The 26,801-nt window shown below is 73.7% G+C and carries 29 protein-coding genes and 1 pseudogene; 21 read left to right on the top strand and 9 right to left on the bottom strand.

The annotated features are described in order from the left end of the window. The first annotated feature begins 80 nt into the window (after window positions 1-80). Window positions 81-905 carry an ABC transporter permease gene (locus tag H0H10_RS11985; protein WP_188180886.1) on the top strand — a complete coding sequence of 275 codons (825 nt, stop codon included), beginning with the start codon at window positions 81-83 and terminating at the stop codon, window positions 903-905. Window positions 906-939: 34 nt separating this feature from the next. Beyond that, entirely contained in the window at window positions 940-1,629 is a 690-nt protein-coding gene (locus H0H10_RS11980; RefSeq protein ID WP_188180885.1) for an AAA family ATPase, read from the top strand. A gap of 513 nt (window positions 1,630-2,142) precedes the next feature. Here H0H10_RS11980 and ybaK read toward each other — a convergent pair. The 4 genes and pseudogenes from ybaK to H0H10_RS11960 all read right to left on the bottom strand — a co-directional run bounded on the left by ybaK (window position 2,143) and on the right by H0H10_RS11960 (window position 6,574). Then, entirely contained in the window at window positions 2,143-2,646 is a 504-nt protein-coding gene (ybaK, locus tag H0H10_RS11975) for a Cys-tRNA(Pro) deacylase (protein WP_188180884.1), read from the bottom strand. A 30-nt stretch (window positions 2,647-2,676) separates the two neighbouring features. Then, window positions 2,677-3,417: an LON peptidase substrate-binding domain-containing protein gene (locus H0H10_RS11970; protein ID WP_188180883.1), complete on the bottom strand. Its 741-nt coding sequence runs from the start codon at window positions 3,415-3,417 to the stop codon at window positions 2,677-2,679. Between the two features lie 11 nt (window positions 3,418-3,428). Beyond that, a pseudogene (locus H0H10_RS11965) lies at window positions 3,429-4,459 on the bottom strand (hypothetical protein). A gap of 537 nt (window positions 4,460-4,996) precedes the next feature. After that, window positions 4,997-6,574 carry an oxidoreductase gene (locus tag H0H10_RS11960; RefSeq protein ID WP_188180881.1) on the bottom strand — a complete coding sequence of 526 codons (1,578 nt, stop codon included), beginning with the start codon at window positions 6,572-6,574 and terminating at the stop codon, window positions 4,997-4,999. Between the two features lie 191 nt (window positions 6,575-6,765). Between H0H10_RS11960 and hisD the strand changes: the two genes are divergently transcribed. Genes hisD through hisF form a run of 8 tightly spaced genes read left to right on the top strand, consistent with a single transcriptional unit; the run spans window position 6,766 to window position 12,482 of the window. Beyond that, complete coding sequence (gene hisD / locus H0H10_RS11955; protein ID WP_188180880.1) at window positions 6,766-8,091, top strand: histidinol dehydrogenase; 1,326 nt, start codon at window positions 6,766-6,768, stop codon at window positions 8,089-8,091. After that, window positions 8,088-9,206: a histidinol-phosphate transaminase gene (locus H0H10_RS11950; RefSeq protein WP_188180879.1), complete on the top strand. Its 1,119-nt coding sequence runs from the start codon at window positions 8,088-8,090 to the stop codon at window positions 9,204-9,206. Before hisD ends, H0H10_RS11950 begins: the two co-directional genes overlap by 4 nt. After that, window positions 9,203-9,796, top strand: coding sequence for an imidazoleglycerol-phosphate dehydratase HisB (gene hisB / locus H0H10_RS11945; protein ID WP_019328035.1), 594 nt, complete (start codon window positions 9,203-9,205; stop codon window positions 9,794-9,796). Before H0H10_RS11950 ends, hisB begins: the two co-directional genes overlap by 4 nt. A gap of 5 nt (window positions 9,797-9,801) precedes the next feature. Next, entirely contained in the window at window positions 9,802-9,966 is a 165-nt protein-coding gene (locus H0H10_RS11940) for a CG2302 family histidine operon protein (RefSeq protein ID WP_188180878.1), read from the top strand. Continuing rightward, window positions 9,963-10,607 carry an imidazole glycerol phosphate synthase subunit HisH gene (gene hisH, locus H0H10_RS11935; protein ID WP_188180877.1) on the top strand — a complete coding sequence of 215 codons (645 nt, stop codon included), beginning with the start codon at window positions 9,963-9,965 and terminating at the stop codon, window positions 10,605-10,607. Before H0H10_RS11940 ends, hisH begins: the two co-directional genes overlap by 4 nt. Before the next feature lie 2 nt (window positions 10,608-10,609). Next, the gene (gene priA / locus H0H10_RS11930) at window positions 10,610-11,335 is read left to right on the top strand and encodes a bifunctional 1-(5-phosphoribosyl)-5-((5-phosphoribosylamino)methylideneamino)imidazole-4-carboxamide isomerase/phosphoribosylanthranilate isomerase PriA (RefSeq protein ID WP_188180876.1); all 726 of its coding nucleotides are present in this window, start codon (window positions 10,610-10,612) and stop codon (window positions 11,333-11,335) included. After that, window positions 11,332-11,730: a Rid family hydrolase gene (locus H0H10_RS11925; RefSeq protein WP_188180875.1), complete on the top strand. Its 399-nt coding sequence runs from the start codon at window positions 11,332-11,334 to the stop codon at window positions 11,728-11,730. The genes priA and H0H10_RS11925 overlap by 4 nt, the downstream gene beginning before the upstream one ends. Next, window positions 11,727-12,482 carry an imidazole glycerol phosphate synthase subunit HisF gene (hisF, locus tag H0H10_RS11920; protein WP_188180874.1) on the top strand — a complete coding sequence of 252 codons (756 nt, stop codon included), beginning with the start codon at window positions 11,727-11,729 and terminating at the stop codon, window positions 12,480-12,482. Before H0H10_RS11925 ends, hisF begins: the two co-directional genes overlap by 4 nt. 4 nt (window positions 12,483-12,486) lie before the next feature. On the opposite strand, the gene H0H10_RS11915 is transcribed toward hisF, so the two are convergent. Then, window positions 12,487-13,122 carry a TIGR03085 family metal-binding protein gene (locus H0H10_RS11915; RefSeq protein WP_188180873.1) on the bottom strand — a complete coding sequence of 212 codons (636 nt, stop codon included), beginning with the start codon at window positions 13,120-13,122 and terminating at the stop codon, window positions 12,487-12,489. A 73-nt stretch (window positions 13,123-13,195) separates the two neighbouring features. Here H0H10_RS11915 and hisI point away from each other — a divergent pair, with 73 nt between their 5' ends. From hisI to lgt, 11 genes are all read left to right on the top strand, one after another. Further along, window positions 13,196-13,606: a phosphoribosyl-AMP cyclohydrolase gene (gene hisI, locus H0H10_RS11910; RefSeq protein ID WP_373566831.1), complete on the top strand. Its 411-nt coding sequence runs from the start codon at window positions 13,196-13,198 to the stop codon at window positions 13,604-13,606. Window positions 13,607-13,617: 11 nt separating this feature from the next. Beyond that, on the top strand, window positions 13,618-15,108 hold the full coding sequence (locus H0H10_RS11905; protein ID WP_188180871.1) for an anthranilate synthase component I: 1,491 nt from the start codon (window positions 13,618-13,620) through the stop codon (window positions 15,106-15,108). Window positions 15,109-15,169: 61 nt separating this feature from the next. Then, window positions 15,170-15,811 carry a TIGR02234 family membrane protein gene (locus H0H10_RS11900; protein ID WP_188180870.1) on the top strand — a complete coding sequence of 214 codons (642 nt, stop codon included), beginning with the start codon at window positions 15,170-15,172 and terminating at the stop codon, window positions 15,809-15,811. Between the two features lie 176 nt (window positions 15,812-15,987). Continuing rightward, on the top strand, window positions 15,988-16,239 hold the full coding sequence (locus H0H10_RS11895; protein WP_188180869.1) for an HGxxPAAW family protein: 252 nt from the start codon (window positions 15,988-15,990) through the stop codon (window positions 16,237-16,239). Window positions 16,240-16,339: 100 nt separating this feature from the next. Then, window positions 16,340-16,852: a DUF2752 domain-containing protein gene (locus tag H0H10_RS11890; RefSeq protein ID WP_188181049.1), complete on the top strand. Its 513-nt coding sequence runs from the start codon at window positions 16,340-16,342 to the stop codon at window positions 16,850-16,852. A 117-nt stretch (window positions 16,853-16,969) separates the two neighbouring features. Then, entirely contained in the window at window positions 16,970-17,779 is an 810-nt protein-coding gene (trpC, locus tag H0H10_RS11885) for an indole-3-glycerol phosphate synthase TrpC (protein WP_188180868.1), read from the top strand. A 20-nt stretch (window positions 17,780-17,799) separates the two neighbouring features. Continuing rightward, complete coding sequence (trpM, locus tag H0H10_RS41220) at window positions 17,800-17,994, top strand: tryptophan biosynthesis modulator TrpM (RefSeq protein ID WP_373566830.1); 195 nt, start codon at window positions 17,800-17,802, stop codon at window positions 17,992-17,994. A 112-nt stretch (window positions 17,995-18,106) separates the two neighbouring features. Then, a complete protein-coding gene (gene trpB, locus H0H10_RS11880; protein ID WP_188180867.1) occupies window positions 18,107-19,393 on the top strand; it encodes a tryptophan synthase subunit beta in 1,287 nt (428 codons plus the stop codon). Further along, a complete protein-coding gene (gene trpA, locus H0H10_RS11875; RefSeq protein WP_188180866.1) occupies window positions 19,390-20,205 on the top strand; it encodes a tryptophan synthase subunit alpha in 816 nt (271 codons plus the stop codon). Before trpB ends, trpA begins: the two co-directional genes overlap by 4 nt. Before the next feature lie 89 nt (window positions 20,206-20,294). Next, window positions 20,295-21,065, top strand: coding sequence for a DsbA family protein (locus H0H10_RS11870; RefSeq protein WP_188180865.1), 771 nt, complete (start codon window positions 20,295-20,297; stop codon window positions 21,063-21,065). Between the two features lie 85 nt (window positions 21,066-21,150). Further along, complete coding sequence (gene lgt, locus H0H10_RS11865) at window positions 21,151-22,137, top strand: prolipoprotein diacylglyceryl transferase (RefSeq protein WP_188180864.1); 987 nt, start codon at window positions 21,151-21,153, stop codon at window positions 22,135-22,137. Window positions 22,138-22,211: 74 nt separating this feature from the next. Here the strand turns inward: lgt and H0H10_RS11860 are convergent, their stop codons facing one another. The 4 genes from H0H10_RS11860 to H0H10_RS11845 are packed head-to-tail and all read right to left on the bottom strand — an operon-like array spanning window position 22,212 to window position 26,795. Further along, complete coding sequence (locus H0H10_RS11860; protein ID WP_188180863.1) at window positions 22,212-23,036, bottom strand: HpcH/HpaI aldolase/citrate lyase family protein; 825 nt, start codon at window positions 23,034-23,036, stop codon at window positions 22,212-22,214. Next, complete coding sequence (locus tag H0H10_RS11855; protein ID WP_188180862.1) at window positions 23,033-24,238, bottom strand: CaiB/BaiF CoA transferase family protein; 1,206 nt, start codon at window positions 24,236-24,238, stop codon at window positions 23,033-23,035. Before H0H10_RS11855 ends, H0H10_RS11860 begins: the two co-directional genes overlap by 4 nt. After that, entirely contained in the window at window positions 24,235-25,620 is a 1,386-nt protein-coding gene (locus H0H10_RS11850) for an ADP-ribosylglycohydrolase family protein (protein WP_188180861.1), read from the bottom strand. The genes H0H10_RS11855 and H0H10_RS11850 overlap by 4 nt, the downstream gene beginning before the upstream one ends. Beyond that, window positions 25,608-26,795, bottom strand: coding sequence for an ADP-ribosylglycohydrolase family protein (locus tag H0H10_RS11845; RefSeq protein WP_188180860.1), 1,188 nt, complete (start codon window positions 26,793-26,795; stop codon window positions 25,608-25,610). The genes H0H10_RS11850 and H0H10_RS11845 overlap by 13 nt, the downstream gene beginning before the upstream one ends. Between the last annotated feature and the right edge of the window lie 6 nt (window positions 26,796-26,801).

The raw sequence follows: 26,801 nt of genomic DNA, 5'->3' as shown, positions 1-26,801 counted from the left end.
CCGCCGCGTCCGTACCGGACGGGACGAGCGCCGCGGTGAAGACGGCCGCTGCGAAGACTGGTGAAGGGGAGCAGCACGACGTGAGTGTCGTACCCGCCGATGTCCTGCCGGGCGGTGCCCTGGCCGTCGAGGAGAACGGCGCCGCCGGAGCGGCCGAGCTGGGCCCCCGGGCGCGGCTGTGGCCCTCCCTGGCGGCCGTCTACCGGGCGCAGCTGTCCCGGGCGCGGGTCGCGCGGATCCCGCTGCTGTTCGTGGCCACCTTCCAGTCCATCGGCATCATGATCCTGATGCGCGGGGTCGTGGACGGCGGCGGCGAGGCGCGGGCCGTGGTCGCCGGGTCGGCGGTCCTCGTCGTGGCCTTCGTCGCGCTGAACCTGCTGGCCCAGTACTTCGGCCAGCTGCGCGCGAGCGGCGGGCTCGACCACTACGCGACGCTGCCCGTGCCGCCGGCCGCGGTGGTACTGGGCGCGGCCGGCGCGTACGCGTCCTTCACCGTGCCGGGGACCGTGGTGACCGCGGTGTTCGGGTGTCTGCTGTTCGGGCTGCCCCTGACCCATCTGTGGGTGCTGGTGGCGGTGATCCCGCTGGCGGGCGCCGCGCTCGCCGGGCTGGGCGCCGCGCTGGGCCTGCTCGCGCCGCGGCCCGAGCTGGCGACGCTGCTCGGCCAGCTGGGCATGTCGGCGGCGCTGCTGCTGGGGGTGCTGCCGGCCGAGCGGATGCCGGAGGCGGTGCGCCTGGCACGGGACCTGCTGCCGTCGACGTACGGCGTGGAGGCTTTCGCGCGCACGTTCGCCGAGCGGCCGGACTGGGCCTTCGTCCTCGGCGACCTCGCCGTGTGCGGGGCGGTCGGCGTGGTCTCGCTGGCCGTGGCCACCTGGGCGTACCGCCGAGCCGCCGTCCGGTGACGCGCCTCGGGGACGCGTTTGGCACGATGGCGGGGTGACCGCACCTCTGACTCCGCCTCCGCCACCGCACGAACACTCGTCGTACCAGGGCGGGCCGGTGCCGCCCCCCGTCGGTGCGCACGCGGTCGGAACCGCGTACCGGCCCCAGCGTGAACAGGACGGTTCCGGGATGATGACCGAACTGCGCCAGGCCGCCGTGACCGTGGTGGCGGTGGCGCTCTCAGGGGTCCTGCTGGGTGTGCTGTGGTGGCGGCTGGCGCCGAGCGTGCCGCTGGTCGGTGACATGATCGACGGGAACTGGGTCGTCTACCTGAAGGACTCCGAGGGCGAGCAGGCGGTCGGCGTCGACGGAACGTTCACGCTGCTCGCGCTGGCGTTCGGAGCGCTGAGCGGGCTGGTGGTCTTCCTGCTGCGGCGGCGCGGCGGCGTGCCGCTGGTGGTGGCCCTCGGCGTCGGCGGGCTGCTCGGATCGCTGCTGGCCTGGCGGGCCGGGGTGTGGCTCGGTCCCACGCAGGACGTGATCGCGCACGCCCGGGAGGCGGGCAAGGGCGTGACGTTCTCGGCGCCGCTGAAGCTCGGCGCGAAGGGCGCGCTGCTCGCGTGGCCGGTGTCGGCGCTGGTGGTCCACCTGGGCCTGACGGGGCTGTTCGGACCCCGGGACCCGGACCCGTACCCGCAGTACCCGCAGCATCAGCAGGGACCGTACGGGGGGAAGTCCGCGTAGGTCCCGCCGCGTACGGCGACCGACCGCCCACGGAGCCCGGCCCGAACGCCCCGCCGGGCCACGCACCCGCGCCCAGGCGGGCCGCGCCCCGTGCCCTGGCCGGCGCCGCTCGCGCCTCGCCGTCACCCCGGTGGGCGTGCGACGGCAGACGTGGCCACCTTGCCGCGGGACACCCGCGCAGCCTGACGCCTGTCACCGGCGGACGGGGCACCGGCACCCCAGGGCCTGCCCGACAAATTCCCGCCTGCCCGGCGACGCCTGGCACGCACGCACCCCCCACCGCCTGAACGGCGTGGGGGGACCCCCGTCGAGGGCGTTCCGGCGCCTTGCGATCGCGCGCACCGGACGCCGCCGGGCCCGCCCCGCGGGCGGACGAGGGGAACGTGCCGGACAGGCCCTAGGCGGGCCGCCGGCCGTGGTTCGCGCGGCCCTTCTTCGTGCGCCACCGGCGCTTGCGTGTTCGCTTCGACATGCCCCTTCTGCTTAACCGAGAAAGGGCCGCCCGTCGAGGGGTCACGCACGGCCGACGGGAGCGACGACCGCGTCCGTCAGCTTGGCCAGGTCGTCGGGGGAGAGCTCGACCTCCAGTCCCCGGCGGCCGGCCGAGACGCAGATCGTGTCGTGGGCGGAGGCCGACGCGTCCAGCACCGTCGGGAGCCGCTTGCGCTGGCCGAGGGGGGAGATGCCGCCGCGGACGTAGCCGGTGGTGCGCTCGGCCAGGGCCGGGTCGGCCATCGCCGCCCGCTTGCCGCCCACCGCCGCCGCCAGCGCCTTCAGGTCCAGCTGGCCCGCCACCGGGACCACCGCGACCGTCAGCGCGCCGTCGACGTCCGCCACGAGCGTCTTGAAGACGCGGTCCGGCGAGACGCCCATCGCCTCGGCCGCCTCCTCGCCGTAGGACGGGTGGGCGGGGTCGTGGTCGTAGGAATGGATCGTGTACGCCACCCCGGCCGCCGTGAGCGCCACCGTCGCCGGCGTGCCTCCCGACTGCTGCTGCTTCTTCGCCTTCTTCGCCATGCCGGCCAGTACCTCGACAGTGATCGTGCGTCAGTTGAAACTCGTCGGGCCGCGCGTCAGCTCCGACGCCGGCAACGACGGCAGCGTACGGATGATGGCCGTCTCGGTGCGAAGGAGTTTCAGCTCGTCGCGCAGCCGGGACGCGGTGTCCGGCGCCTGGAGCAGGCGCTGCTTGGTCGGGACGTCCAGCATCATCGCGGCCGCCACCAGGTAGGAGACGACGCCGGGCTCGTCCGGCAGGTCGGCGCCGGTCGCCAGCGACCGCTCCCGCGCCCCCGCCAGCCGCTTCTGGTACTGCCGGAAGGACCGCAGCACGCCCTCGGCGAGGGCCCCCGCCTCGTCGCCCGGCTCCTCGGGCAGCGTCTCCAGCTCGGCCGTCAGGAACGGGCCCGAGGCGTCCACCGACAGCAGCCGTACCCGGGTCGTGCCGGTCGCCAGCACCTCGAAGGTGCCGTCGGCCCGCTCCCGGATGGTCGCCGCGTCCGCGATGCAGCCCACCTTGTGGAAGGCCCGGGCCGGATCGGAACCGAAACCGGCGGCGGCCCCGCGCTCGGGCACCGCGGTCGGATCCGGCATGCCGGGGGCGCTCGGCGCGACCTCGTGGCCGTCGCGGATCGCCACGACGGCGAACCGGCGCGGCTCGTCCTCGGGGGTCTTCAGCAACTCGCGCATCATGGCGCGATAGCGCTCCTCGAAGACGCTGAGCGGGAGCACCAGCCCCGGGAACAGCACCGAGTTCAGGGGGAAGAGGGGGAGCCGGACGGTGGTCACGACGCAGAAGCCTAATGGCCGCCGGGGCGGACGCGACCTCCCCGCCCACTTCCTGGATGGCCGGAACACGTCAGCCCCGGCCGCCGGCCACCGCCGCGCGGACGCCGTCGCGGACCTGGAGGAACCGCCCGAGCGGATCGTCCCCGTCCCGGTCCCAGGGGAACGACGTGACGTACGGGCCGGTCAGCCGCAGCTGCTCGGCCGCGTCCCGCGGGCGCTCCAGGCGCACCAGGACGTACGTCAGCAGATTGCGCAGCTCGGCCGCCCACGGGTCGGCCGCCGGGTATCCGGCCGCGTGGGCGATGGCCAGGTCGGCGGCGGCGTCCAGCCGTGCGCGGTCCACCGTGGTGCCCCCGCCCGCCGTCAGACACGCGAAGGCCGCCCGCACGGGCAGTGCCCGCACGAGGGCGTCCTCGGGCGCGTCCTGCGCGGCCGTCTCGGCGAAGTCCAGGCACTCGCGGTGGGCGCGGGGCGAAGCGGCGGCCAGGTAGTCCAGGGCGGCGACGTGGCAGCCGTAGTGGTGCGGCGAGCGGCGGACCGCCTCGGCCCACAGCCGCTCGAACTCGGCGTGCCCGGTGCGCGCGCCGCGTGCGGTGTCCAGCGCGATCCGCCACGGCACCGGGTCGGGACCGCTGCCCTCGGCGGCCGCCGTGACCGCCGGGCCCGCCTGGCGCAGCAGCTCGGCGCGGACCGGCGAGTCCCAGCAGCGGTCCACCATGAGCCGGACCCCGACCAGCAGGGCGTCGGGGTCGTCCGGCCGGGCGGCGCGCCAGTCGTCCAGCCACCCGGAACGGGAGCGTGCGAAGGCCGCCAGCCGGGTCGCGTAGCGGTCCCGGTGCTCCCACTCGGCGTTCTCCCGGGTGGCGGCCAGCAGAGCGGCCACGGGGGCGTACTCGCCGTGCGCCGCCGCGACCAGAGCCGGGCCGAGACGGTCGTCGGGCGCGTCGAGCAGCACCTCGTCGTCGGCGGCCGGCCGGGCGGCGGGGCGCGGCACGCGGCGGCCGGCCCGGGCCGTGCGGAGGAACGCGGGCAGCAGAGCCATGGTGCCTCCTTCGCGCCGTGACGGGCGCCGCGCTTTCCGACCTGCGGAGAGAAGACAGCCGGCACCCCGCGATGGTTGTGCGCCCGGCCACCCCTCCCACCCGACCGGCCCAACCCTCCCGCCGACCGGTACCCGGGCCCACCCCCTCCGCACCGCCGCACCCGGGCCGCCGGCAGGCCGGACAACCTGGGAAGCCGCACCGTCTCCGGCCCACGCCGCCGACCGCCGTCCTCGGCCCACTGCCGTGCCGCCGGGCCCGCCGACGGGCGCCGCGCGACGGCACCGGGTCGCGGGGCTGAGCGCGATGGGTCTGCTCGGCCCAGTCGCGGGTACGGCCCGCACCGGTCACCGCACGCCGGCTCGGCAGGCGACGCGCGGAATCGGACCGGGTCCGACCCGTCCGCCGCCGCGCCCAGGCCGCGAAGGCGTCCGTCCGGCTCGCGCACGCGGCGGCGGGATCAGCCCCCCGGTCGTCACAACCGCGCGCCGCCTGCTCGGGGCGAGCGGCGCGCCGCCCAGGTCCGCCTGCCCCGCCGGTCAGCTCCTGCGCAGGAGGCGTGTCGCGCCCGCCGCGACCGTCGTCGCCAGGATCCAGCCGAGCAGGACCATCGCCGCCGCCAGCCACTGCCAGCCGTCGCGCAGCTGCCAGAAGCCCACCTGGCCCAGGTCGATGACCGGCAGGAGCAGGTCGAGGGCGAACAGGGCGGGGTTCCAGTCCGGGTGCTCGCCGTTCTTCAGCGGCGGCGGCTCGGCGTGGGCGAAGGCGAACGAGCCCGCCGCCCACAGCACCGCCATCCACACCGCGGCCCGCCCCGGCCGGTAGCCGTAGGCGACCGTCCAGTCCTGCGCGTACCCCACCAGCTTCGCGGCGAGCGGCAGGCTCTCGCGGCGCCGGCGCTGCTTGGCGAGCAGCACCTCCCGGGCGTCCTCGTCCTCGCCGCCCGCCCGCAGCACGGCGGCCAGCCGCTCGTACGGCTCCGGGTTGTACTCGGCGGTCGCCGCCGCCACCCACCGCAGCCGCTTCTCCAGCGGGAACGGCCCCCGGGGCACGAGGTTCTCGTAGGAGAAGCCGCCCATGTGCAGCCGCCCCGGACCGGGCCAGCTGTCCGCCCGGTCCATCAGGTTGACGATCCGGGCCCCGGACAGCACCACCCGGCCGCGCGCCGGGCGCTCGCCGAGGAACCGCAGCTCGGGCGCCTGCACCCGGCGCAGCGACAGCTCCTGGTCGTCGGTGAGGGTGAACCGGGCCTGCTCGAAGTCGACGGCGTCGCCGAACCGCCCGTCGTCCAGCCGGACGCCGCCCTCGCACTCGAAGCGCTGGATCCGCGTCCCCTGCGCCGGGGTCGTGCCCCGCAGCAGCGGGCTGCCCAGGCCCGCCGGAGTCAGGTACAGCGTGCGCTCCACGGTCAGCTGGGGGGCGTTCAGCGCGTGCCGCGTGTACGGGTTGAGCAGCCGGGCGCCGCGCAGGCTCAGCGAGACGCCGACCTGGGCGCCGCGCAGGCTCACCTCGCCGTACGACTCCAGCATCTCGGCCTGCAGGTCCTGTCCGACGGTCATGCCGTCGGCGGCGATGGAACGGCCGCTGCGGTCCCGGTGCACGATCGCCTGGTTGAGCAGCAGGTCGGTGCCTATGCGGGCGTCGGTCAGCCGCACCCCGCCGAGGAAGCGGCAGCGCGGCAGATGCAGATCGCCCTCGGTGTGCAGCCGGGCCGCCTCCAGCCGCGGCACCGAGCAGTCCACCAGCCGGGCGGTCGTGAAGCGGGCCTCCGGCAGCAGGACCTCGTGCTCGAAGCGGCAGGCCTGCAGCTCCACGTACGGCACCACCGTGCCCCCGGCGAGATCCATCGTGCCGCTGATCTGCACGCCGACGAGCTTGAGCGAGGACACGCGGCCCGCGAGCGCGGGCGGCCCGTCCAGGAGCAGCCAGCACACGATGCGGGCCCGCACGGTCCGCTCCGGCCCCCAGGGGTGGCCGCCGTGCGGATCGTCGGCGACCGTGTCACCGGTGCGCAGGTCGTACACACTGCCGCTGCGGAACGCCTGCCACATGCCGGCCTCCGCCGCGGTCAGGTCGTCCGGCAGTTCCCCGGCACGGCGGCCGGCCCCCTCGGTCACGGTTCTTCACCCCCCTCCCCGGCTACTCTCCAGTCAGTACCTTCGTACGACCGTTCATGCCCGCTCCGTCACGCTCCGAACACTGAACGTGAGGAAGATCTTCCGGATTCCCGTGATGATCCGTCCGCGGTCTGTATCAGCCATTGATACGCGCGGACGGTCTGCGACGCGGGTCTGAGAGAATTGGTTCCGTGATCTCCCGAATCGATCTGCGCGGCGACGCCCTCCCCGAGGGCCCCGCCCTGCGCGACCTGCTGCCCCGAGCCGACTTCGACGTTGCGGCCGCCCTGGAGAAGGTGCGTCCGATCTGCGAAGCCGTGCATCATCGTGGCGACGCGGCGCTGATCGACTTCGCCGAGCAGTTCGACGGCGTCAGGCTCGACCAGATCCGGGTGCCGGCCGCCGCGCTCACGCGCGCGCTGGACGAACTCGACCCGGCCGTGCGCGCGGCCCTGGAGGAGTCCATCCGCCGCGCCCGCCTGGTCCACCGCGAGCAGCGCCGCGCGACCCACACCACGCAGGTCGTGCCCGGCGGCTCGGTCACCGAGAAGTGGATGCCGGTGGAGCGGGTCGGTCTGTACGCGCCCGGCGGACGGTCGGTCTACCCGTCGTCCGTGGTCATGAACGTCGTGCCCGCGCAGGAGGCCGGCGTCGAGTCGATCGCGCTCGCCTCCCCGGCCCAGGCCGAGTTCGGCGGCCTGCCGCACCCGACGATCCTCGCCGCCTGCGCCCTGCTCGGCGTCGACGAGGTGTACGCGGCCGGCGGCGCCACCGCCGTCGCGATGTTCGCGTACGGCACCGAGTCCTGCGCGCCCGCCAACATGGTCACCGGCCCCGGCAACATCTGGGTCGCCGCCGCCAAGCGCTACTTCACCGGCAGGATCGGCATCGACGCCGAGGCCGGCCCGACCGAGATCGCGATCCTGGCCGACGCCACCGCCGACCCGGTGCACGTCGCCTCCGACCTGATCAGCCAGGCCGAGCACGACCCGCTGGCGGCGGCCGTCCTGGTCACCGACTCCGTGGAGCTCGCGGACGCGGTCGAGAAGGAGCTCGTGCCGCAGGTGGAGGCCACCAGGCACGTCGAGGACCGGATCCGCCCGGCGCTCGCCGGCCGCCAGTCCGCGATCGTGCTGGTCGACGGCCTGGACGAGGGCCTGCGCGTGGTCGACGCCTACGGCGCGGAGCACCTGGAGATCCAGACGGCCGACGCGGCGGCGGTCGCCGAGCGGGTGAAGAACGCCGGCGCGATCTTCGTGGGCCCCTGGGCGCCCGTCTCGCTGGGCGACTACGCGGCCGGGTCCAACCACGTCCTGCCCACCGGCGGCTGCGCCTGCCACTCCTCGGGCCTGTCCGTGCAGTCCTTCCTGCGCGGCATCCACATCGTCGACTACACGCGGGACGCGCTCGCCGAGGTCGCGCACCACGTGGTGACGCTGGCGGAGGCCGAGGACCTGCCCGCGCACGGCGCGGCGATCAAGGCACGGTTCGACTGGAAGGTTCCCGAGGGCAAGTGACCGACGTACGCATCGACGACCTTCCCGTACGGGACGAGCTGCGCGGCAAGTCCCCCTACGGTGCGCCCCAGCTGGACGTGCCCGTACGGCTGAACACCAACGAGAACCCCTACCCGCTGCCCGAGCCGCTGGTCGAACGGATCGCCGAGCGGGTCCGCGAGGCCGCCCGCGGCCTCAACCGCTACCCCGACCGGGACGCGGTCGAACTGCGCACCAAACTCGCCGAGTACCTGACCGGCACCTGCGGGTACGAGGTCGGTCTCGCCAACGTCTGGGCGGCCAACGGCTCCAACGAGGTCATCCAGCAGTTGCTGCAGACCTTCGGCGGTCCGGGCCGCACGGCGATCGGCTTCGAGCCGTCGTACTCGATGCACGCCCTCATCGCGCGCGGCACCGGCACGGGCTGGATCTCCGGCCCCCGCAACGAGGACTTCACGATCGACGTGCCGGCCGCCGAGAAGGCCGTCGCCGAGCACCGCCCGGACGTTGTCTTCATCACCACCCCCAACAACCCCACCGGCAACGCGGTCCCGCCCGAGACGGTCCTCGCGCTGTACGAGGCCGCGCAGGCGGCGAAGCCGTCGATGGTGGTCGTGGACGAGGCGTACATCGAGTTCAGCCACGGCGACTCGCTGCTGCCGCTGCTGGAGGACCGCCCGAACCTGGTCGTCTCCCGCACGATGTCGAAGGCGTTCGGCGCGGCCGGCCTGCGCCTCGGCTACCTCGCCGCGCACCCGGCCGTCGTCGACGCCGTCCAGCTCGTACGGCTGCCGTACCACCTGTCCGCCGTGACCCAGGCGACGGCCCTGGCCGCCCTGGAGCACACCGGCACGCTGCTGAAGTACGTCGAGCAGCTGAAGGCCGAGCGGGACCGGCTCGTCGCCGAACTGCGCGCGGCCGGCTACGAGGTGACCGAGTCCGACGCGAACTTCGTCCAGTTCGGACGGTTCGAGGACTCCCGGGCCGCGTGGCGGAAGATCCTCGACCGGGGCGTCCTGGTCCGGGACAACGGCGTACCGGGATGGCTGCGGGTGACCGCCGGCACCCCGGAGGAGAACGACGCGTTCCTCGATGCGGTACGCGAACTGAAGAAGGAACAGGAGCAGAGCGGATGAGCCGCGTCGGGCGCGTGGAGCGCACCACCAAGGAGACCTCGGTCCTCGTCGAGATCGACCTCGACGGCACCGGCAAGACCGACATCGCCACCGGCGTCGGCTTCTACGACCACATGCTCGACCAGCTCGGCCGGCACGGTCTGTTCGACCTGACCGTGAAGACCGACGGCGACCTGCACATCGACTCCCACCACACCATCGAGGACACCGCCCTCGCGCTGGGCGCCGCCTTCAAGCAGGCCCTCGGCGACAAGGTGGGCATCTACCGCTTCGGCAACTGCACGGTCCCGCTGGACGAGTCCCTCGCCCAGGTCACCGTCGACCTGTCCGGCCGCCCCTACCTCGTGCACACCGAGCCCGAGAAGATGGCGCCGATGATCGGCGAGTACGACACCACGATGACCCGGCACATCCTGGAGTCCTTCGTCGCCCAGGCGCAGATCGCTCTGCACGTGCACGTGCCCTACGGGCGCAACGCGCACCACATCGTGGAGTGCCAGTTCAAGGCGCTCGCCCGGGCGCTGCGCTACGCCTCGGAGCGCGACCCGCGCGCGGCCGGCATCCTGCCCTCCACGAAGGGTGCGCTGTAAACGCCATGAACGGTACGTCCACCGCACTGATCGTCGTCGGTCTCTTCCTCATCGGCGGGATCATCTCCTTCGCGAAGCAGAAGATGCCCGCGGGCCTCATCGTGCTGCTCTCCATCGGCGCCGGGATGTGTCTGCTCGCGGGTGTCCTGAGGCTGGAGGTGTGGAATTGAGCGCCACCGCCAAGCGGGTCGTCGTCTTCGACTACGGCTTCGGCAACGTCCGCTCCGCCGAGCGCGCCCTCGCGCGCGTGGGAGCCGACGTCGAGATCACCCGTGACTTCGACAAGGCCATGAACGCCGACGGGCTGCTGGTGCCCGGCGTCGGCGCCTTCGCCGCCTGCATGGACGGCCTGAAGGCCGCCCGCGGCGACTGGGTCGTCGACCGCCGGCTGTCCGGCGGACGCCCGGTCATGGGCATCTGCGTCGGCATGCAGATCCTCTTCGCGCGCGGCATCGAGCACGGCGTGGAGGCGGAGGGCCTGGACGAGTGGCCCGGCACGGTCGAACCGCTCCAGGCCGACGTCGTGCCCCACATGGGCTGGAACACGGTCGAGGCACCGGCCGACTCGCAGCTCTTCGCCGGCCTGGACCCGGACGCCCGCTTCTACTTCGTGCACTCCTACGCCGTCCACGACTGGACCCTGGAGACCCACAACCCGGCGTTCGCCGCCCCCAGGGTCACCTGGTCCACGCACGGCAAGCCCTTCGTGGCCGCCGTGGAGAACGGCGCCCTGTGGGCCACGCAGTTCCACCCCGAGAAGTCCGGCGACGCCGGAGCCCAGCTCCTCACCAACTGGATCGAGACCCTGTAGAGATGAGCAAGCTCGAACTCCTCCCCGCCGTCGACGTCCGCGACGGCCAGGCCGTGCGCCTCGTGCACGGTGAGTCCGGCACCGAGACCTCCTACGGCTCCCCGCTGGAGGCCGCCCTCGCCTGGCAGCGCGCCGGCGCCGAGTGGCTGCACCTGGTCGACCTCGACGCCGCGTTCGGCACCGGGGACAACCGCGAGCTGATCGCCGAGGTCGCGAAGGCCATGGACATCAAGGTGGAGCTGTCCGGCGGCATCCGCGACGACGACACCCTCGCCGCCGCCCTCGCCACCGGCTGCACCCGCGTCAACCTCGGCACCGCCGCCCTGGAGACCCCCGAGTGGGTCGCCAAGGTCATCGCCGAGCACGGCGACAAGATCGCGGTCGGCCTGGACGTCCGGGGCACCACGCTCCGCGGCCGCGGCTGGACCCGCGACGGCGGCGACCTCTACGAGACGCTGGACCGCCTGAACAAGGAGGGCTGCGCCCGGTACGTGGTCACCGACATCGCCAAGGACGGCACGCTCCAGGGCCCGAACCTGGAGCTGCTGAAGAACGTCTGCGCGGCCACCGACCGCCCGGTGGTCGCCTCCGGCGGCGTGTCGTCCCTGGACGACCTGCGGGCCCTCGCGGGCCTCGTCCCCCTCGGCGTCGAGGGCGCCATCGTCGGCAAGGCGCTGTACGCGAAGGCGTTCACCCTGGAAGAGGCCCTGGAGGCCGTGTCGTCATGACGTCCGTACGGCGCGTGCAGAGCGGAAGCCCCTGGGAGGAGATCTTCGGCTCCGCACGCGCCGTCGCGGCGGGCGACCGCGTCCTGGTCGGGGGCACGACCTCCTTCAAGGGCGACGTACTCTACGGGGAGGGCGACCCGTACGAGCAGGCCAAGGTGGCCTTCGCCACCGCGATCGAGGCGATCGGCGAGTTCGGGCTCGGCATCGAGTCCGTGATCCGTACCCGTGTGTACCTGGCACACTCCCGGGACGTCGACGAGGCGGGCCGGGCCCACAAGGAGCTGTTCGACGCCGTGCGCCCGGTCACGACCCTCCTGATCGTGGAGGGCTTCATGGACTCCCGGGTCCTGGTGTCGGTGGAAATAGAAGCATTCAGAGGAGCCGTGGAGTCATGACCCTGGCGGTCCGAGTCATCCCCTGCCTGGACGTGGACAACGGCCGGGTCGTCAAGGGCGTCAACTTCCAGAACCTGCGCGACGCGGGCGACCCCGTCGAGATGGCCAAGGTGTACGACGCCGAGGGCGCCGACGAGCTGACGTTCCTGGACATCACCGCCTCGTCGGGCGACCGCGAGACGACCTACGACGTGGTGCGCCGCACCGCCGAACAGGTGTTCATCCCGCTGACCGTCGGCGGCGGCGTGCGCACCGCCGAGGACGTGGACAAGCTGCTGCGGGCGGGCGCGGACAAGGTCGGCGTCAACACCGCCGCCATCGCCCGCCCCGACCTCATCCGGGAGATCGCCGAACGCTTCGGCCGGCAGGTCCTCGTCCTGTCCGTCGACGCGCGCCGCACCGACGCGGGCACCTTCGAGGTGACCACCCACGGCGGCCGGCGCGGCACCGGCATCGACGCGGTGGAGTGGGCGCACCGCGCCGCCGAGCTGGGCGCCGGCGAGATCCTGCTGAACTCCATGGACGCGGACGGCACCAAGGACGGCTACGACCTGGAGATGATCGCGGCGGTCCGCAAGCACGTGAGCGTCCCGGTCATCGCCTCCGGCGGAGCCGGCAGGCTCGCCGACTTCCCGCCGGCCGTCGCGGCGGGCGCGGACGCGGTCCTCGCGGCCTCCGTCTTCCACTTCGGCGACCTGCGCATCGGCCAGGTCAAGGAGACGCTGCGGGGGGCGGGGCACCCCGTCAGGTAGCCCCTCAGATGCCGAGCCGCTTCGTCTCGTGCAGCTGGGCGATCGCCTCCTTCTCGCCCTCCAGCTCCACCTTCGCGGCGCTCTGCCGGCCGTAGGCGAACAGCAGCAGCTCGGACGGCTCGCCCGTCGCCGTCACCACCGGCGTGCCGCGGTGGGCGACCGCCGTCTGGCCGTTCGGCCGGCGCAGCACCAGACCGGTCGGGATGCCGCGCCCCATCAGGCGGGCGGTCCGCTCCAGCCGGGACCACAGGGTGTCCTGGAACACCGGGTCCAGCTCGCGCGGCGTCCAGTCGGGCTGGGCGCGGCGGACGTCCTCCGCGTGGACGTAGAACTCCACCGTGTTCGCCGCCTCGTCGATCTGCTTGAGCGAGAACGGCGAGAAGCGCGGCGGACCGGTGCGGATGAGCTGGATCAGCTCCTCGTACGGCTTGGCGCCGTACTCGTCCATCACCCGGTCCAGCCGGGACGCCAGCTGTTTGATCAGGGTGCCCCCGGCGGCGTCCGGCCGGCGCTCGCGCACCACCACGTGGGCGGCGAGGTCCCGGGTACGCCAGCCCTCGCACAGCGTGGGGGCGTCCGGGCCCGCCGTCTCCAACAGGTCGGCGAGCAGAAGTCGTTCACGCTTGGCGAATGTCGACATGGAGTCAGCCTACGACCGCTCCCCGGGTCCGCCCAGTGGACAGTGCCCGGGAGGGGGCCTCGGGCGCGGCACAATGGGCGTCATGACCAGCAGCTCCCCCCGGCGGCCCAGCCCGCTCGACCCGGAGATCGCCGCCCGCCTCAAGCGCAGCGCCGACGGCCTCCTGCCCGCCATCGCCCAGCAGTACGACACGGGGGAGGTGCTGATGCTCGGCTGGATGGACGACGAGGCTCTGCACCGCACACTCACCACCGGCCGCTGCACGTACTGGTCGCGCAGCCGCCGGGAGTACTGGGTCAAGGGCGACACCTCCGGACACGTCCAGTGGGTGAAGTCCGTCGCCCTGGACTGCGACGCCGACACCGTCCTGGTCAAGGTCGACCAGGTCGGCGCCGCCTGCCACACCGGCGCCCGCACCTGCTTCGACGCCGACGTGCTCCTCAAGGACGGCGCGGGCTCCCCCGCGTCCGCCGCGGATCAGTAGGGTCGGCCGCCATGGACCTCGACACCTTCCGCAAGCTCGCCACCGACCGCCGGGTCATCCCGGTCACCCGCAAGCTCCTCGCCGACGGCGACACCCCGGTCGCGCTCTACCGCAAGCTCGCCGCCGAGCGCCCCGGCACCTTCCTGCTGGAGTCCGCGGAGAACGGGCGCTCCTGGTCCCGCTACTCCTTCGTCGGCGTCCGCAGTGCCGCCACCCTCACCGAGCGCGACGGGCGGGCGCACTGGCTGGGCACCCCGCCCGTCGGCGTCCCCACCGGCGGCGACCCGCTCGCCGCCCTGCGCGCCACCGTCGAGGCCCTGCACACCCCCCGCGACCTCGCCCACGACCTCGGCCTGCCCCCCTTCACCGGCGGCATGGTCGGCTACCTCGGCTACGACATCGTGCGCCGCCTGGAGAAGGTCGGCCCCGGCGAGCGGGACGACCTGAAGCTCCCCGAGCTGACCATGCTGCTCACCAGCGACCTCGCCGTCATGGACCACTGGGAGGGCTCCGTCCTGCTGATCGCCAACGCGATCAACCACAACGACCTGGAGACGGGCGTCGACGAGGCGTACGCCGACGCCGTGGCCCGCCTGGACGCCATGGAGGCCGACCTCACGCGCGCCGTCGCCCAGCCCCCGGCCGCGCTGCCGCCCTCCGAGCTGCCCGAGTACACCGCGCTGTGGGGCGGCCCCGACTTCCAGGAGGCCGTCGAGGACATCAAGGAGCGCATCCGCGCGGGCGAGGCCTTCCAGGTCGTGCCCTCGCAGCGGTTCGAGACGCCGTGCACGGCGAGCGCGCTGGACGTGTACCGGGTCCTCAGGGCCACCAACCCGTCCCCGTACATGTACCTGTTCCGCTTCGACGGCTTCGACGTCGTCGGATCGTCCCCCGAGGCGCTGGTCAAGGTCGAGGACGGGCGGGCCATGGTCCACCCCATCGCCGGCACCCGGCCCCGCGGCGCCACCCCGCAGGAGGACCAGGCCCTCGCCGAGGAACTGCTCGCCGACCCCAAGGAGCGCGCCGAGCACCTCATGCTGGTCGACCTGGGCCGCAACGACCTGGGGCGGGTCTGCGAGCCCGGCTCGGTCGAGGTCGTCGACTTCATGTCCGTCGAGCGGTACTCGCACGTCATGCACATCGTCTCGACGGTGACCGGACGCGTCGCCCCGGGCCGGACCGCCTTCGACGTCCTCACCGCCTGCTTCCCGGCCGGCACGCTCTCGGGCGCCCCGAAGCCGCGCGCCCTGCAGATCATCGACGAACTGGAGCCGTCCCGGCGCGGTCTGTACGGCGGCTGCGTCGGCTACCTCGACTTCGCGGGCGACTCCGACACGGCGATCGCCATCCGCACGGCCCTGCTGCGCGACGGCACCGCCTACGTCCAGGCGGGCGCGGGCGTCGTCGCCGACTCCGACCCGGTCGCCGAGGACACCGAGTGCCGCAACAAGGCGGCGGCCGTGCTGCGGGCGGTGCACACCGCCAACCGGCTGGGTCGATAGGGCGCTTCTCACGTCCCCTTACCGAACCCCGGGTGACGGTTCGCCCGGGGTTCGGGCGATAGTGGAGTACGTGACTGCTGTTCCTCACCCCCGTAGCCAAGCCGCAGGGCCCGCCCGGGCCGGCCGCCGGAGCCTCGCCCTCGCCCTCCTCTGCGGTGCTCTCGGCGCGGCCGTCGCCCTGCTCGCCACCCGGCAGGAGTGGTCGGAGGGCACCGCGACGGTGGCCGGCGGCGCGTTCCCCCTGACCGCCAAGGGCAGCGACGTCACCGGCGTCCCCGCGGCGCTCGCCATAGTGGGCCTCGCCGCCCTCGTCGCCGTCTTCGCCGTCCGCCGCGCCGGGCGGTTCGCCGTCGCCGCCCTGCTCGCGCTGTGCGGTGCCGGCACCGTCGCCGCCGCCCTGCTGGGCGCCACCGACAGCTCCGCGCTCGACGACAAGGCCGCCAAGGCCGCCGGCGACACCTCGGCCACCGTGGACGCCCTCTCGCACACCGCCTGGCCCTACGTCGCCGCCGTGGGCGGCGTCCTGCTCCTGCTGGCCGGACTGCTGGCCCTGCGCTACGGCCGGCAGTGGCCCGCGATGTCCGGCCGCTACGAGCGGGGTGCCGCCCGTCCGCGCCGCACGGCGCAGGCGGCCGCCGACCCCGACCGCCCCGAGGACCTCTGGAAGGCCCTCGACCGGGGCGAGGACCCGACCGGCGCCTGAACCTCCCGCTCGCGCGTGGGATTCGGCCCCGTACGGGCGGGCACCCGGTCACCGGCACACACCGGACACCGCCGCGGGCACGCGGGGACCACCCCCGATCACCGGACGCGCACGCGTGCGGGACAATGGGCGCGAGCGTCCTGCTCAGACACGTACACAGCAACGAGGAGCAAGCAATGGCGGGCAGCAGCCACGGTCACACCCCGGCCGCCTGGACCGGTGTCATCATCGCCTTCATCGGTTTCTGCGTCGCGGGCGCGTTCATGGTGATGGCGCAGCCGGTGGGCTTCTGGGCCGGCATGGCCATCACGCTCCTCGGCGCCGTCGTCGGCGGCATCATGCGGATGATGGGCCTCGGCCAGCCGAAGCACGTCCACCCCGTCCACCAGGTCGCCGACAAGCGCCAGCCGGCCGGCGTCGAGGGCTGACCCGGTAGGGCGGTCGCCCACCCCGCTTCCCGAGGGGCGGATCCGGCACACGGGTGCCGGGTCCGCCCCTCACGTGCGGGTACGGCCCGTGCGGGGCAGAATGCGGGGCGTGGACGCCCAGAGCCGGAAGCCGCCGCCGTACAGCACGACCACACCCCCGCCGACCGGCCCGACCGGCTCGGCCGCGCCGACCGGCCCGACCCGCCCGACCGCCGCGGTCCTCGCGGGCCGGCTGGCCGTCCCGGCCGGAGTGCTCGCGGCCGTCGCCGGTGCCTTCGCGTACGTGGGGCGCGTGGACCCCAACGAGCCCGGCCACTACCCCGTATGCCCGCTGCTGCGCTTCACCGGCATCTACTGCCCCGGCTGCGGGGGCCTGCGCAGCGCCCACGCCTTCGTCCACGGCGACGTCCTGACCGCGCTGCACGCCAACGCGCCGGCCGTCGCCGGCTTCCTGGGCTTCGCGGTGCTGTGGACCGTCTGGGTGGTCCGCGCGGCACGCGGCCGGCCGCTCCGCATCGACCTCGGACCCGTGCACCTGTGGACGCTGGGGGCGTTGCTGCTGCTCTTCACCGTTGTCCGGAACCTGCCGTTCGGTGGCTGGCTGCTGCCTTGATCACCCGTCGAATGTCCAGGTAGTGGGACCGCCGTCAACCGGATGCGAGACCCGGGCCCTCCTCCGGATACCATCGCAGTGACCACAGATTCCGCCGTCAGGAAGGGGGCCGCTCGCGTGAGTGTGCTCGACGAGATCATCGACGGAGTCCGTGCCGACCTCGCGGAGCGGCAGGCGCGCGTCAGCCTCGACGAGCTCAAGGAGCGCGCGGCCAAGGCTCGCCCCGCCAAGGACGGCGTGACCGCACTGCGCGGCGACGGCGTCAAGGTGATCTGCGAGGTCAAGCGGTCCAGCCCCTCCAAGGGCGCGCTGGCGGCCATCGCCGACCCGGCCGGACTCGCCGCGGACTACGAGGCCGGGGGTGCTGCCGTCATCTCCGTCCTCACCGAACAGCGCCGCTTCGGCGGCTCGCTGGCCGACCTGGAGGCGGTCCGCGCACGCGTGGACATCCCCGTACTGCGCAAGGACTTCATCGTCACCTCGTACCAGCTGTGGGAGGCCCGCGCCTACGGCGCCGACCTGGCACTGCTGATCGTCGCGGCCCTCGACCAGCCGGCCCTGGAGTCGCTGATCGAGCGGGCCGAGTCCATCGGGCTCACCCCGCTCGTCGAGGTGCACGACGAGGAAGAGGTCGAGCGCGCGGTGGACGCCGGCGCCAAGGTCATCGGTGTCAACGCCCGCAACCTGAAGACGCTGGAGGTCGACCGCGGCACCTTCGAGCGGGTCGCCCCGGAGATCCCGGCCGGCATCGTCAAGGTCGCCGAGTCCGGCGTCCGCGGCCCCCACGACCTCATCGCCTACGCCAACGAGGGCGCCGACGCCGTCCTGGTCGGCGAGTCCCTGGTCACCGGCCGCGACCCGAAGACGGCCGTCTCCGACCTGGTCGCGGCCGGCGAACACCCGGCACTGCGCCACGGCAGAGGCTGACCCCGGTAGGCTTGGCGCCGATGACGCTCCCCATCACCCTGACGACCCGGGACCCGTACGCCCGCCTCGCGCGCGGCTGCCGGCCCCGAGGCTGCCGCGCGCCCGCACGCCGGGTGCACGGCCGCCGGGTGAGGTACGTCATCGGTGACGAACCTGGGCAGGTGAACGGCCGTCGATGGCAGCGCCCTGCTTGCAGGGGCGCGGGGCTGTATTGAATATGCGACTCCGTCGCGCGGGCGCGACCAGCCACAACGGGCTCGCAGCCGACTGACAGACCCCGCCCCCACGGCGATTAGTCCCCAACGACACTCACCGTGAGGTTCACGCATGCCCAGCCAGTTCTTCATCCCCGACCCAGAGGGTCAGATCCCCAGCGCCGAAGGCTACTTCGGCCCGTTCGGCGGCAAGTTCATCCCGGAGGCCCTCGTCGCCGCCGTCGACGAGGTGGCCGTCGAGTACGACAAGGCCAAGGCCGACCCCGAGTTCGCCCGCGAGCTCGACGACCTCCTGGCCAACTACACCGGCCGCCCGAGCGCCCTCACCGAGGTGCCCCGGTTCGCCGAGCACGCCGGCGGTGCCCGGGTCTTCCTCAAGCGGGAGGACCTGAACCACACCGGCTCGCACAAGATCAACAACGTGCTCGGCCAGGCCCTGCTCACCAAGCGCATGGGCAAGACCCGCGTCATCGCCGAGACCGGCGCCGGCCAGCACGGCGTCGCGACCGCGACGGCCTGCGCGCTGTTCGGCCTGGACTGCACGATCTACATGGGTGAGATCGACACCCGGCGGCAGGCCCTCAACGTGGCCCGGATGCGCATGCTCGGCGCCGAGGTCATCGCCGTGAAGTCCGGCAGCCGCACGCTGAAGGACGCCATCAACGAGGCCTTCCGCGACTGGGTCGCCAACGTCGACCGCACCCACTACCTGTTCGGCACCGTCGCCGGCCCCCACCCCTTCCCGGCCATGGTCCGCGACTTCCACCGCGTCATCGGCGTCGAGGCCCGCCGCCAGCTCCTGGAGCGCGCCGGACGCCTGCCCGACGCCGCCATCGCCTGCGTCGGCGGCGGCTCCAACGCCATCGGCCTCTTCCACGCCTTCATCCCCGACGAGGGTGTCCGCCTCATCGGCTGCGAGCCCGCGGGCCACGGCATCGAGACCGGCGAGCACGCGGCCACCCTGACCGCGGGCGAGCCCGGCATCCTGCACGGCTCCCGGTCCTACGTCCTCCAGGACGACGAGGGCCAGATCACCGAGCCCTACTCGATCTCGGCCGGCCTCGACTACCCCGGCATCGGCCCCGAGCACTCCTACCTCAAGGACTCCGGCCGCGGCGAGTACCGCGCGGTCACCGACGACGCCGCCATGCAGGCGCTGCGCCTGTTGTCGCGCACCGAGGGCATCATCCCGGCCATCGAGTCCGCCCACGCCCTGGCCGGCGCCCTGGAGGTCGGCAGGGAGCTGGGCAAGGACGGGCTGATCGTCGTCAACCTGTCCGGCCGAGGCGACAAGGACATGGACACCGCCGCCCGCTACTTCGGCCTGTACGACACCGACGCCGAGGTCGCCGCCGACGAGGCCGGCACCACCGCCGAGATCGAGGGGGACGCCAAGTGAGCGGGAACGTGCAGCTGCTGAACGACACCCTCGCCGCGGCGAGGGCCGAGGGCCGCTCCGCCCTCATCGCCTACCTCCCGGCCGGGTTCCCGACCGTGGACGGCGGCATCGAGGCGGTCAAGGCCGCCCTGGACGGCGGCGCCGACGTCGTCGAGGTCGGTCTGCCGCACAGCGACCCGGTGCTGGACGGCCCGGTCATCCAGACCGCCGACGACATCGCCCTGCGCGGCGGAGTGAAGATCGCCGACGTCATGCGCACGGTGCGCGAGGCGTACGAGGCCACCGGCAAGCCGATCCTCGTCATGACGTACTGGAACCCGATCGACCGCTACGGCGTGGAGCGCTTCACCGCCGAGCTGGCCGAGGCGGGCGGCGCCGGGTGCATCCTGCCCGACCTGCCCGTCCAGGAGTCGGCGCTGTGGAGGGAGCACGCCGACAAGCACGGGCTCGCCACCGTCTTCGTGGTCGCGCCCAGCAGCAAGGACGAACGGCTCGCCGAGATCACCGCGGCCGGCAGCGGCTTCGTCTACGCCGCCTCCCTCATGGGTGTCACCGGCACCCGGGAGACGGTCAGCTCGCAGGCCGAGGACCTGGTGCGCCGTACCCGCGCCACCACCGACACCCCGGTCTGCGTCGGACTCGGCGTCTCCGACGCCGTACAGGCCGCCGAGGTCGCCCGCTTCGCCGACGGCGTGATCGTCGGCTCCGCGTTCGTCAAGCGGATGCTGGACGCCCCCGACCACGCCGCCGGGGTCGAGGGCGTCCGCGCGCTCGCCGCCGACCTGGCGAAGGGCGTACGCCGGCAGGTGTGACCACCGGGAACGGCATATGGGTTTCCCTCGTACGGGTGGACCTGGGACCGGGGAGGCGCGGTGCGCCTCCCCGGTTCGTTCTGCGGGGTGTGAGCGAGAAGAACCGTGAGGGAAAGCGCACCGCCCGGGAGCGGCTGGCGGTCGAGCGTGAGAAGCAGAAGGCCCGGGACAAGCGCCGGCGCGCGCTGATCGTGGGCGCGTCGGTGGTCTGCGTGCTGGGACTGGCGGCGGTGATCGGCGTGATCGCGGCGAACGCGGGCAAGGACGACGACGAGTCGGCGGGCCCGGTCGTCGCGCCCTCGGGCGCACAGGGCAAGGACAGCCTCGCGATCCCGGTCGGCAAGGAGAGCGCCAAGTCGACGCTCACCATCTGGGAGGACTTCCGCTGCCCGGCCTGCAAGGCCTTCGAGCTGGCGTACCGCGACACGATCCACGAGCTCACCCGCAAGGGACAGCTCAGGACCGAGTACCGCCTGGCGACGATCATCGACGGCAACATGGGCGGCAGCGGCTCCGCCAAGGCGGCCAACGCCGCGGCCTGCGCCCAGGACGCCGGCAAGTTCCCGGCGTACCACGACGTGCTGTACGACAACCAGCCGCCGGAGCCCGACGACGCCTTCGCCGACACCGGCAGGCTGATCGAGCTGGCGGGCAAGGTGGACGGCCTGGACACGCCCGCGTTCCAGGAGTGCGTGAAGAACGGCACGCACGACAGCTGGGTCGAGAAGTCCAACAAGGCGTTCACGACCGGCGACTTCAGCGGCACGCCGACCGTGCTGCTGGACGGCAGGAACATCTACCAGGACCGCTCGATGACCCCGGCCAAGCTGAAGCAACTCGTGCAGGACGCCAACAAGTAGGGCCCGGCGCACGCCCGCCCGTTACGGACCCGTAGCCGGGCCACCCGGCGCGGGTCGCGTCCGACACGGTAGCGTCGACCCTGCCATGGAACTTGCCTTCATTCCCAGCCCGTCGCGCGGGGTGCTGTACCTCGGTCCCATCCCGCTGCGCGGCTACGCGTTCTGCATCATCATCGGCGTCTTCGTTGCCGTCTGGCTCGGCAACAAGCGCTGGATCGCCCGCGGCGGGCGGGCCGGCACGGTGGCCGACATCGCGGTCTGGGCCGTTCCCTTCGGCCTGGTCGGCGGCCGGCTCTACCACGTGATCACGGACTACGAGCTGTACTTCAGCGAGGGCCGTGACTGGGTGGACGCCTTCAAGATCTGGGAGGGCGGCCTCGGCATCTGGGGCGCCATCGCCCTCGGAGCCCTGGGCGCCTGGATCGGCGCCCGGCGCCGGGGCATCCCGATGCCGGCCTACGCCGACGCCGTCGCCCCCGGCATCGCCTTCGCCCAGGCCATCGGCCGCTGGGGCAACTGGTTCAACCAGGAGCTGTACGGCCGGGCCACCGACCTGCCGTGGGCCGTGGAGATCACCTCCTCGGCGGACGGGCGGGTACCGGGCACCTACCACCCGACGTTCCTGTACGAGTCGCTGTGGTGCATCGGTGTCGCGCTGCTCGTGATCTGGGCCGACCGCCGCTTCCAGCTGGGCCACGGCCGGGCGTTCGCGCTGTACGTCGCCGCGTACTGCGCGGGCCGCTTCTGGACCGAGTACCTGCGCGTCGACGACGCCCACCACATCCTGGGCCTCCGGCTGAACAACTGGACCGCCCTGATCATGTTCCTGCTCGCCGTGACGTACATCGTGCTCTCCGCGCGGATGCGGCCGGGCCGGGAGGCCGTGGTCGAACCGGCCGCGGCGGCGTCCGGTGAGGCGACCGGGGACGATGCGGCGAAGTCCGGCACGGACTCGGACGGCGAGGGCGAACCGAAGGCCGCGGACGACGCCGGGGACGGCACACAGGGCAAGGACGAAGGACAGGGCAAGGACGACGTGAAGGACGGCGCCGAGTCGGCCAAGAAGAGCTGACGCCCGGCCTCACACACGCCACCGAGGGCGCCCGGAGGATGTTCCGGGCGCCCTCGCGTGTGCCGGGGCGCAGGTCAGGGGACCGAGGGGCGCCGGGCCAGTGACAGGGTGCGCCGGGCCGCCGCCACCACCGCCGCGTCGATGAACCGGCCGTCCGGCAGCGCCTGGGCGCCCGGCTGCGCCGTGGCCGCCTTGAGAATCGTCTCCGCCTCCTCCAGCTCCCGCTCGGTCGGCAGATAGGCCCGCTCGATGATCGGCAGCTGACGGGGGTGGATGGCGGCACGGCCGAGGAAGCCCAGGGCCCGGCCGTGGGCGCAGGAGGCCGCCAGGCCCTCCAGGTCCCGGGTGTCGGGATGCACCGACTGCGCGGGCGGCGCCAGACCCGCCGCCCGCGCGGCCACGACCACGCGGGAGCGGGACCAGTCGAGTCCGGTGTCGTCGCGTACCCCCAGGTCGGCCCGGAGGTCCGCCTCGCCGAGGAAGACACCGCGCAACGACGGATGGGACGCGGCGATGCCGTACGCCCGCTCCACGCCCAGGGCCGTCTCCAGCAGCGCGTACAGGGGCGGGCCGGCGGTGGCCTCGGCGACGCCGGTGATCTGCTCGGCGGACGTCACCTTGGGCAGCCGCAGCCCGGACAGTCCCGGCAGCGCGGCCACCGCCGCGAGGTCCGCGGCGGCGAGCGGGCCGTCCAGGGCGTTCACGCGGACGTGGACCGGGACGGGCTGCGGATCGGTCAGCAGCTCGGCGGTGGCGTCACGGGCGTAGTCCTTGCGGTCGGGGGCGACCGCGTCCTCCAGGTCGATCACGACGACGTCGGCACCGGCGGCCAGCGCCCCGGCGACCACGCGCGGGCGGTCCCCGGGGGCGTACAGCCAGGTCAGCGGGGGTGCTGTCATACGACGCCCTCCTCGCGGAGTCCCTTCACGTCCGCCGGGGTCAGGCCCAGCTCGGTGAGGACCTCCTCGGTGTCCGCGCCGTGCGGACGGCCCGCCCAGCGGATCGCGCCGGGGGTGGCGGACAGCCGGAACAGCACGTTCTGCATGCGCAGCGGGCCCAGCTCCGGATCGTCGACCGTGGTGACGGTGTCCAGGGCCCGGTACTGCGGATCGGCCATCACGTCCCGTACGTCCTGCACGGGCGCCACCGCGGCCTCGGCCTCCTCGAAGGCGGCCAGGACCTCGGCCCGGGTGTGCCGGGCGATCCAGTCGCCGACCGCCTCGTCCAGGACGTCCGCGTGGCGGGCCCGGCCGGCACCCGTGGCGAACCACGGCTCGTCGGTCAGTTCCGGGCGGCCGACCAGGCGCATCACGCGTTCGGCCACCGACTGGGCCGAGGTCGACACCGCGACCCAGGTGCCGTCGGCGGTGCGGTAGGTGTTGCGCGGGGCGTTGTTCTGGGAGCGGTTGCCGGTGCGGGGCTGGACGTGGCCGAGCTGGTCGTACCAGAGCGGCTGCGGACCGAGCACCATCAGCATCGGCTCGATGATCGCCATGTCGACGACCTGGCCCTCGCCGGTGCGCTCGCGGGCGGCGAGCGCCGTCATCACCGCGTACGCCGTCGCCAGACCGGCGATCGAGTCGGCGAGACCGAAGGGCGGCAGGGTCGGGGGTCCGTCCGGTTCGCCGGTCATGGCGGCGAAGCCGCTCATCGCCTCGGCGAGGGTGCCGAAGCCGGGGCGGTGCGCGTAGGGGCCGAACTGGCCGAAGCCGGTGACCCGGGCCAGTACCAGCCGGGGATTGACGGCGGACAGCTCGTCCCAGCCCAGGTCCCACCGCTCCAGGGTCCCCGGGCGGAAGTTCTCGACGATCACGTCCGCGGTCGCGGCGAGCCGGAGCAGGGTGGTCCGCCCGGCGGGCCTGGACAGGTCCAGGGTGATCGCCCGCTTGTTGCGGCCCAGCACCTTCCACCACAGGCCCACCCCGTCCTTCGACGGGCCGTGGCCCCGGGAGGGGTCGGGCCGGGTGGGGTGCTCGACCTTGACGACCTCGGCACCGAAGTCGCCGAGCATGGTGGCCGCGATGGGGCCCGCGAAGAGGGTGGCGAGGTCCAGGACGCGCAGACCGGTCAGGGGCGCGGGACGCGCGGAGGGGGCGGTCATGGGCGGGTGGCCTCCCGGTGGGTGAGGTGGGCGAGGGTGTCGAAGCCGGTTCCGTCGAACTCCGCGACGGAGGTGGAGAGACGGTTCTTCAGCGGCGCCGTCCAGTGGTGGGGCAGGGCGCCGGGGCTGCCGGCGAGGAGCCCGGCGACGCTGCCGGCGGTGGCGCCGACGGAGTCCGTGTCCCAGCCGCCGGAGACGGCACGGCGGATGGAGCCGGTGAAGTCGCCGTCCGCGTGGGTGAGGGCGGCGGCGATCAGCGCGGTGTTGGGCACCGCGTGGACCCAGTGGTGGGTGGGGGAGTGCGTGGCGTGGAGTTCGTCCACGACGGTGTCGAAGTCGTCGTGCGCCCCGGCGAGTTCGACGGCGTGGCGGACGGCCCGGGCGAGACGGGAGCCGGGCGGGACGACGGTGAGGCCGGTGCGCAGACAGGCGTGGACGTCGTGGCTGCCGGTGGCGGCGGTGGCGAGGACCGCGGCCGCGAACATCGCCGCGTAGACGCCGTTGGCGGTGTGGGTGAGAGTCGCGTCCCGGTACGCCTGTTCGGCCGCGGCGGCCGGGTCGCCGGGGTTGGTCCAGCCGTGCACGTCGGCGCGGATCAGGGCGCCGATCCACTCCCGGAAGGGGTTGCGGTGCCGGGCGGTGTGCGGGGGTTCCAGGCCGGAGAGGAGGTTGCGGTAGGCGACGCGCTCGGCGGTGAAGGCGCGGCCGGCGGGGAGTTCGTCCAGCCACAGGCGGGCCGCGTCGGCGGTGGTGAAGGCCCTGCCGTGGCGCCCGAGGAGCAGGAGGTTGAGGAGGCAGTAGTTGAGGTCGTCGTCCTCGGGCATGCCGTCGATGTTCTCGGCGAGGGAGTTCGACGCGGAGCGGCGGTTCCAGGGGTAGGCCGTCAGGAGGTCCGCGGGGACGCCGTGGGCGGTGAAGTAGGTCTTCAGGGGCCAGTTGCCGGCGGCCTGTGCGAGGAGGCGGATGCCTCTCAGGGGCAGCTTCTCCACGGGCTTGCCGAGCAGGCAGCCGGCGGCCCGGCCCAGCCAGGCGGCCTCCAGCCGCGTCCGGTACGCCTGCCCGTCGCCGTGCGCGGTCCGGCTGTGCACGGGCCGGCGGTCCGGCCAGTCGGGGCACAGGTCCTTGATCCGGTCGAGGTCCGTCGGTTCGGTGGCGGCCAGTTCGCCGGGGAGTTCCGCCAGTTCGTCCAGCAGGTCCTCCGCCAGCAGGCGCAGGTAGGGGGAGGCCGGTTCCGGGGAGGCGCCCGACCGGGCGGGCGCGTCGCAGCCGCCCGCCGCGCGCCAGCGGGCCGCGATCGCCGACGGGTCGCGGCCGTCCTGGGCGGCCTGGCGCAGTTCGTGGCCGATCAGGTCCTCGGGCTGGACCCAGGTCAGTCGGAGCATCTGGTCCCCCCGCTCGTCCCGCCGATGCCGGCGAACGCCTCCTCGTGCGCGCGCCGCCGTCGTACGTCCCGTTCGAAGATCTCCCGGGTCACCTCGGTGAGCGCCGCCGCCGGCTGCCACAGGTCCAGTCGGCTGGCCTCCGCGACCGTCTTCGCCCAGTCCTCCGGGACCGGTGCGCCCAGGGCCCCGGCCAGCGCGCCCGCCATCGTGGCGATGGAGTCGCAGTCGCGGCCGTAGTTCACCGCGCCGAGGACCGCGTGCCGGAAGTCGCCGCCGGAGACCAGCAGCATGCCGAGGGCGACGGGAAGTTCCTCGATCGCGTGCAGCCGGGACGGGCGGCGGGCGGCCAGGGAGGGGGAGCGGTAGTCGGGGCCCACCGTGTCGTAGGGGGCCACCGCCTCCCGCAGGGGGCGCAGGGCGCTCTCGAAGTCGGTGTGGCGGGCGGCCACTTCGCAGACCTGCTCGATCGCGGCCCGTGTGCCGTCCTTCGCCAGGGACAGGCAGGCCGCCACCACCGAGTCCGGGCTCGCGCCGGGCGCGCACGCCGCGGCCACGCCCGCCGCGAGGACGCCGGCCGCCTCACGGCCGTACGACGACTGGTGCGCGCCCGCGACGTCCAGCGCCTCGGCGTACGCGCCCGCCGGGTTGGCCGCGTTGACCAGGCCGACCGGGGCCATGTACATGGCCGCACCGCAGTTGACGATGTTGCCGACGCCCGCCTCGCGCGGGTCGGCGTGGCCGTAGTGCAGCCGGGCCACGAGCCACTTCTCCGCGAGGAAGATCCGCTGGAGCGGCAGCGCCTCGGCCTCCAGCTCGGGGATCCAGCGCGGGGTGTTCATCAGGTCCGGGACCAGGTGCTCGGCGACCGCGTAGGCGTCGAGGTGGTCGCGGACCGTGGCGTACATCCGGACCAGCGCATGGGTCATCAGGGTGTCGTCGGTGACGTGCCCGTCGCCCTTGTGGTACGGGGCGATGGGCCGGGCGGTCCGCCAGGCGTCGCCGTTCCAGGGGCCGACGACGCCGTGGATCCGGCCGCCGTGCCGCTCGGTGATCTGCTCGGGGGAGTAGCCCTCGACGGGGCCGCCGAGGGCGTCGCCGACGGCCGCGCCGACGAGGGCTCCGGTGATCCGCTCCTCCAGGCCGGCCGTCCGGTTTTCTCCTGTTTGGGGTGTCATGGACCG

It is taken from the genome of Streptomyces griseicoloratus (assembly GCF_014534645.1).
Taxonomy (GTDB): domain Bacteria; phylum Actinomycetota; class Actinomycetes; order Streptomycetales; family Streptomycetaceae; genus Streptomyces; species Streptomyces griseicoloratus.
This window is presented reverse-complemented; position numbering and strand designations above follow the sequence as displayed.

Excerpts from the sequence above, each read along its gene's own strand:
- ybaK (WP_188180884.1), bottom strand. The coding sequence starts at position 2,646 with ATGGCGAAGAAGGCGAAGAAGCAGCAGCAGTCGGGAGGCACGCCGGCG.
- hisB (WP_019328035.1), top strand. The coding sequence starts at position 9,203 with ATGAGCCGCGTCGGGCGCGTGGAGCGCACCACCAAGGAGACCTCGGTC.
- H0H10_RS11940 (WP_188180878.1), top strand. The coding sequence starts at position 9,802 with ATGAACGGTACGTCCACCGCACTGATCGTCGTCGGTCTCTTCCTCATC.
- priA (WP_188180876.1), top strand. The coding sequence starts at position 10,610 with ATGAGCAAGCTCGAACTCCTCCCCGCCGTCGACGTCCGCGACGGCCAG.
- H0H10_RS11925 (WP_188180875.1), top strand. The coding sequence starts at position 11,332 with ATGACGTCCGTACGGCGCGTGCAGAGCGGAAGCCCCTGGGAGGAGATC.
- hisF (WP_188180874.1), top strand. The coding sequence starts at position 11,727 with ATGACCCTGGCGGTCCGAGTCATCCCCTGCCTGGACGTGGACAACGGC.
- H0H10_RS11915 (WP_188180873.1), bottom strand. The coding sequence starts at position 13,122 with ATGTCGACATTCGCCAAGCGTGAACGACTTCTGCTCGCCGACCTGTTG.
- hisI (WP_373566831.1), top strand. The coding sequence starts at position 13,196 with ATGGGCGTCATGACCAGCAGCTCCCCCCGGCGGCCCAGCCCGCTCGAC.
- H0H10_RS11905 (WP_188180871.1), top strand. The coding sequence starts at position 13,618 with ATGGACCTCGACACCTTCCGCAAGCTCGCCACCGACCGCCGGGTCATC.
- H0H10_RS11895 (WP_188180869.1), top strand. The coding sequence starts at position 15,988 with ATGGCGGGCAGCAGCCACGGTCACACCCCGGCCGCCTGGACCGGTGTC.
- H0H10_RS11890 (WP_188181049.1), top strand. The coding sequence starts at position 16,340 with ATGCGGGGCGTGGACGCCCAGAGCCGGAAGCCGCCGCCGTACAGCACG.
- trpM (WP_373566830.1), top strand. The coding sequence starts at position 17,800 with ATGACGCTCCCCATCACCCTGACGACCCGGGACCCGTACGCCCGCCTC.
- trpB (WP_188180867.1), top strand. The coding sequence starts at position 18,107 with ATGCCCAGCCAGTTCTTCATCCCCGACCCAGAGGGTCAGATCCCCAGC.
- lgt (WP_188180864.1), top strand. The coding sequence starts at position 21,151 with ATGGAACTTGCCTTCATTCCCAGCCCGTCGCGCGGGGTGCTGTACCTC.
- H0H10_RS11860 (WP_188180863.1), bottom strand. The coding sequence starts at position 23,036 with ATGACAGCACCCCCGCTGACCTGGCTGTACGCCCCCGGGGACCGCCCG.
- H0H10_RS11855 (WP_188180862.1), bottom strand. The coding sequence starts at position 24,238 with ATGACCGCCCCCTCCGCGCGTCCCGCGCCCCTGACCGGTCTGCGCGTC.
- H0H10_RS11850 (WP_188180861.1), bottom strand. The coding sequence starts at position 25,620 with ATGCTCCGACTGACCTGGGTCCAGCCCGAGGACCTGATCGGCCACGAA.
- H0H10_RS11845 (WP_188180860.1), bottom strand. The coding sequence starts at position 26,795 with ATGACACCCCAAACAGGAGAAAACCGGACGGCCGGCCTGGAGGAGCGG.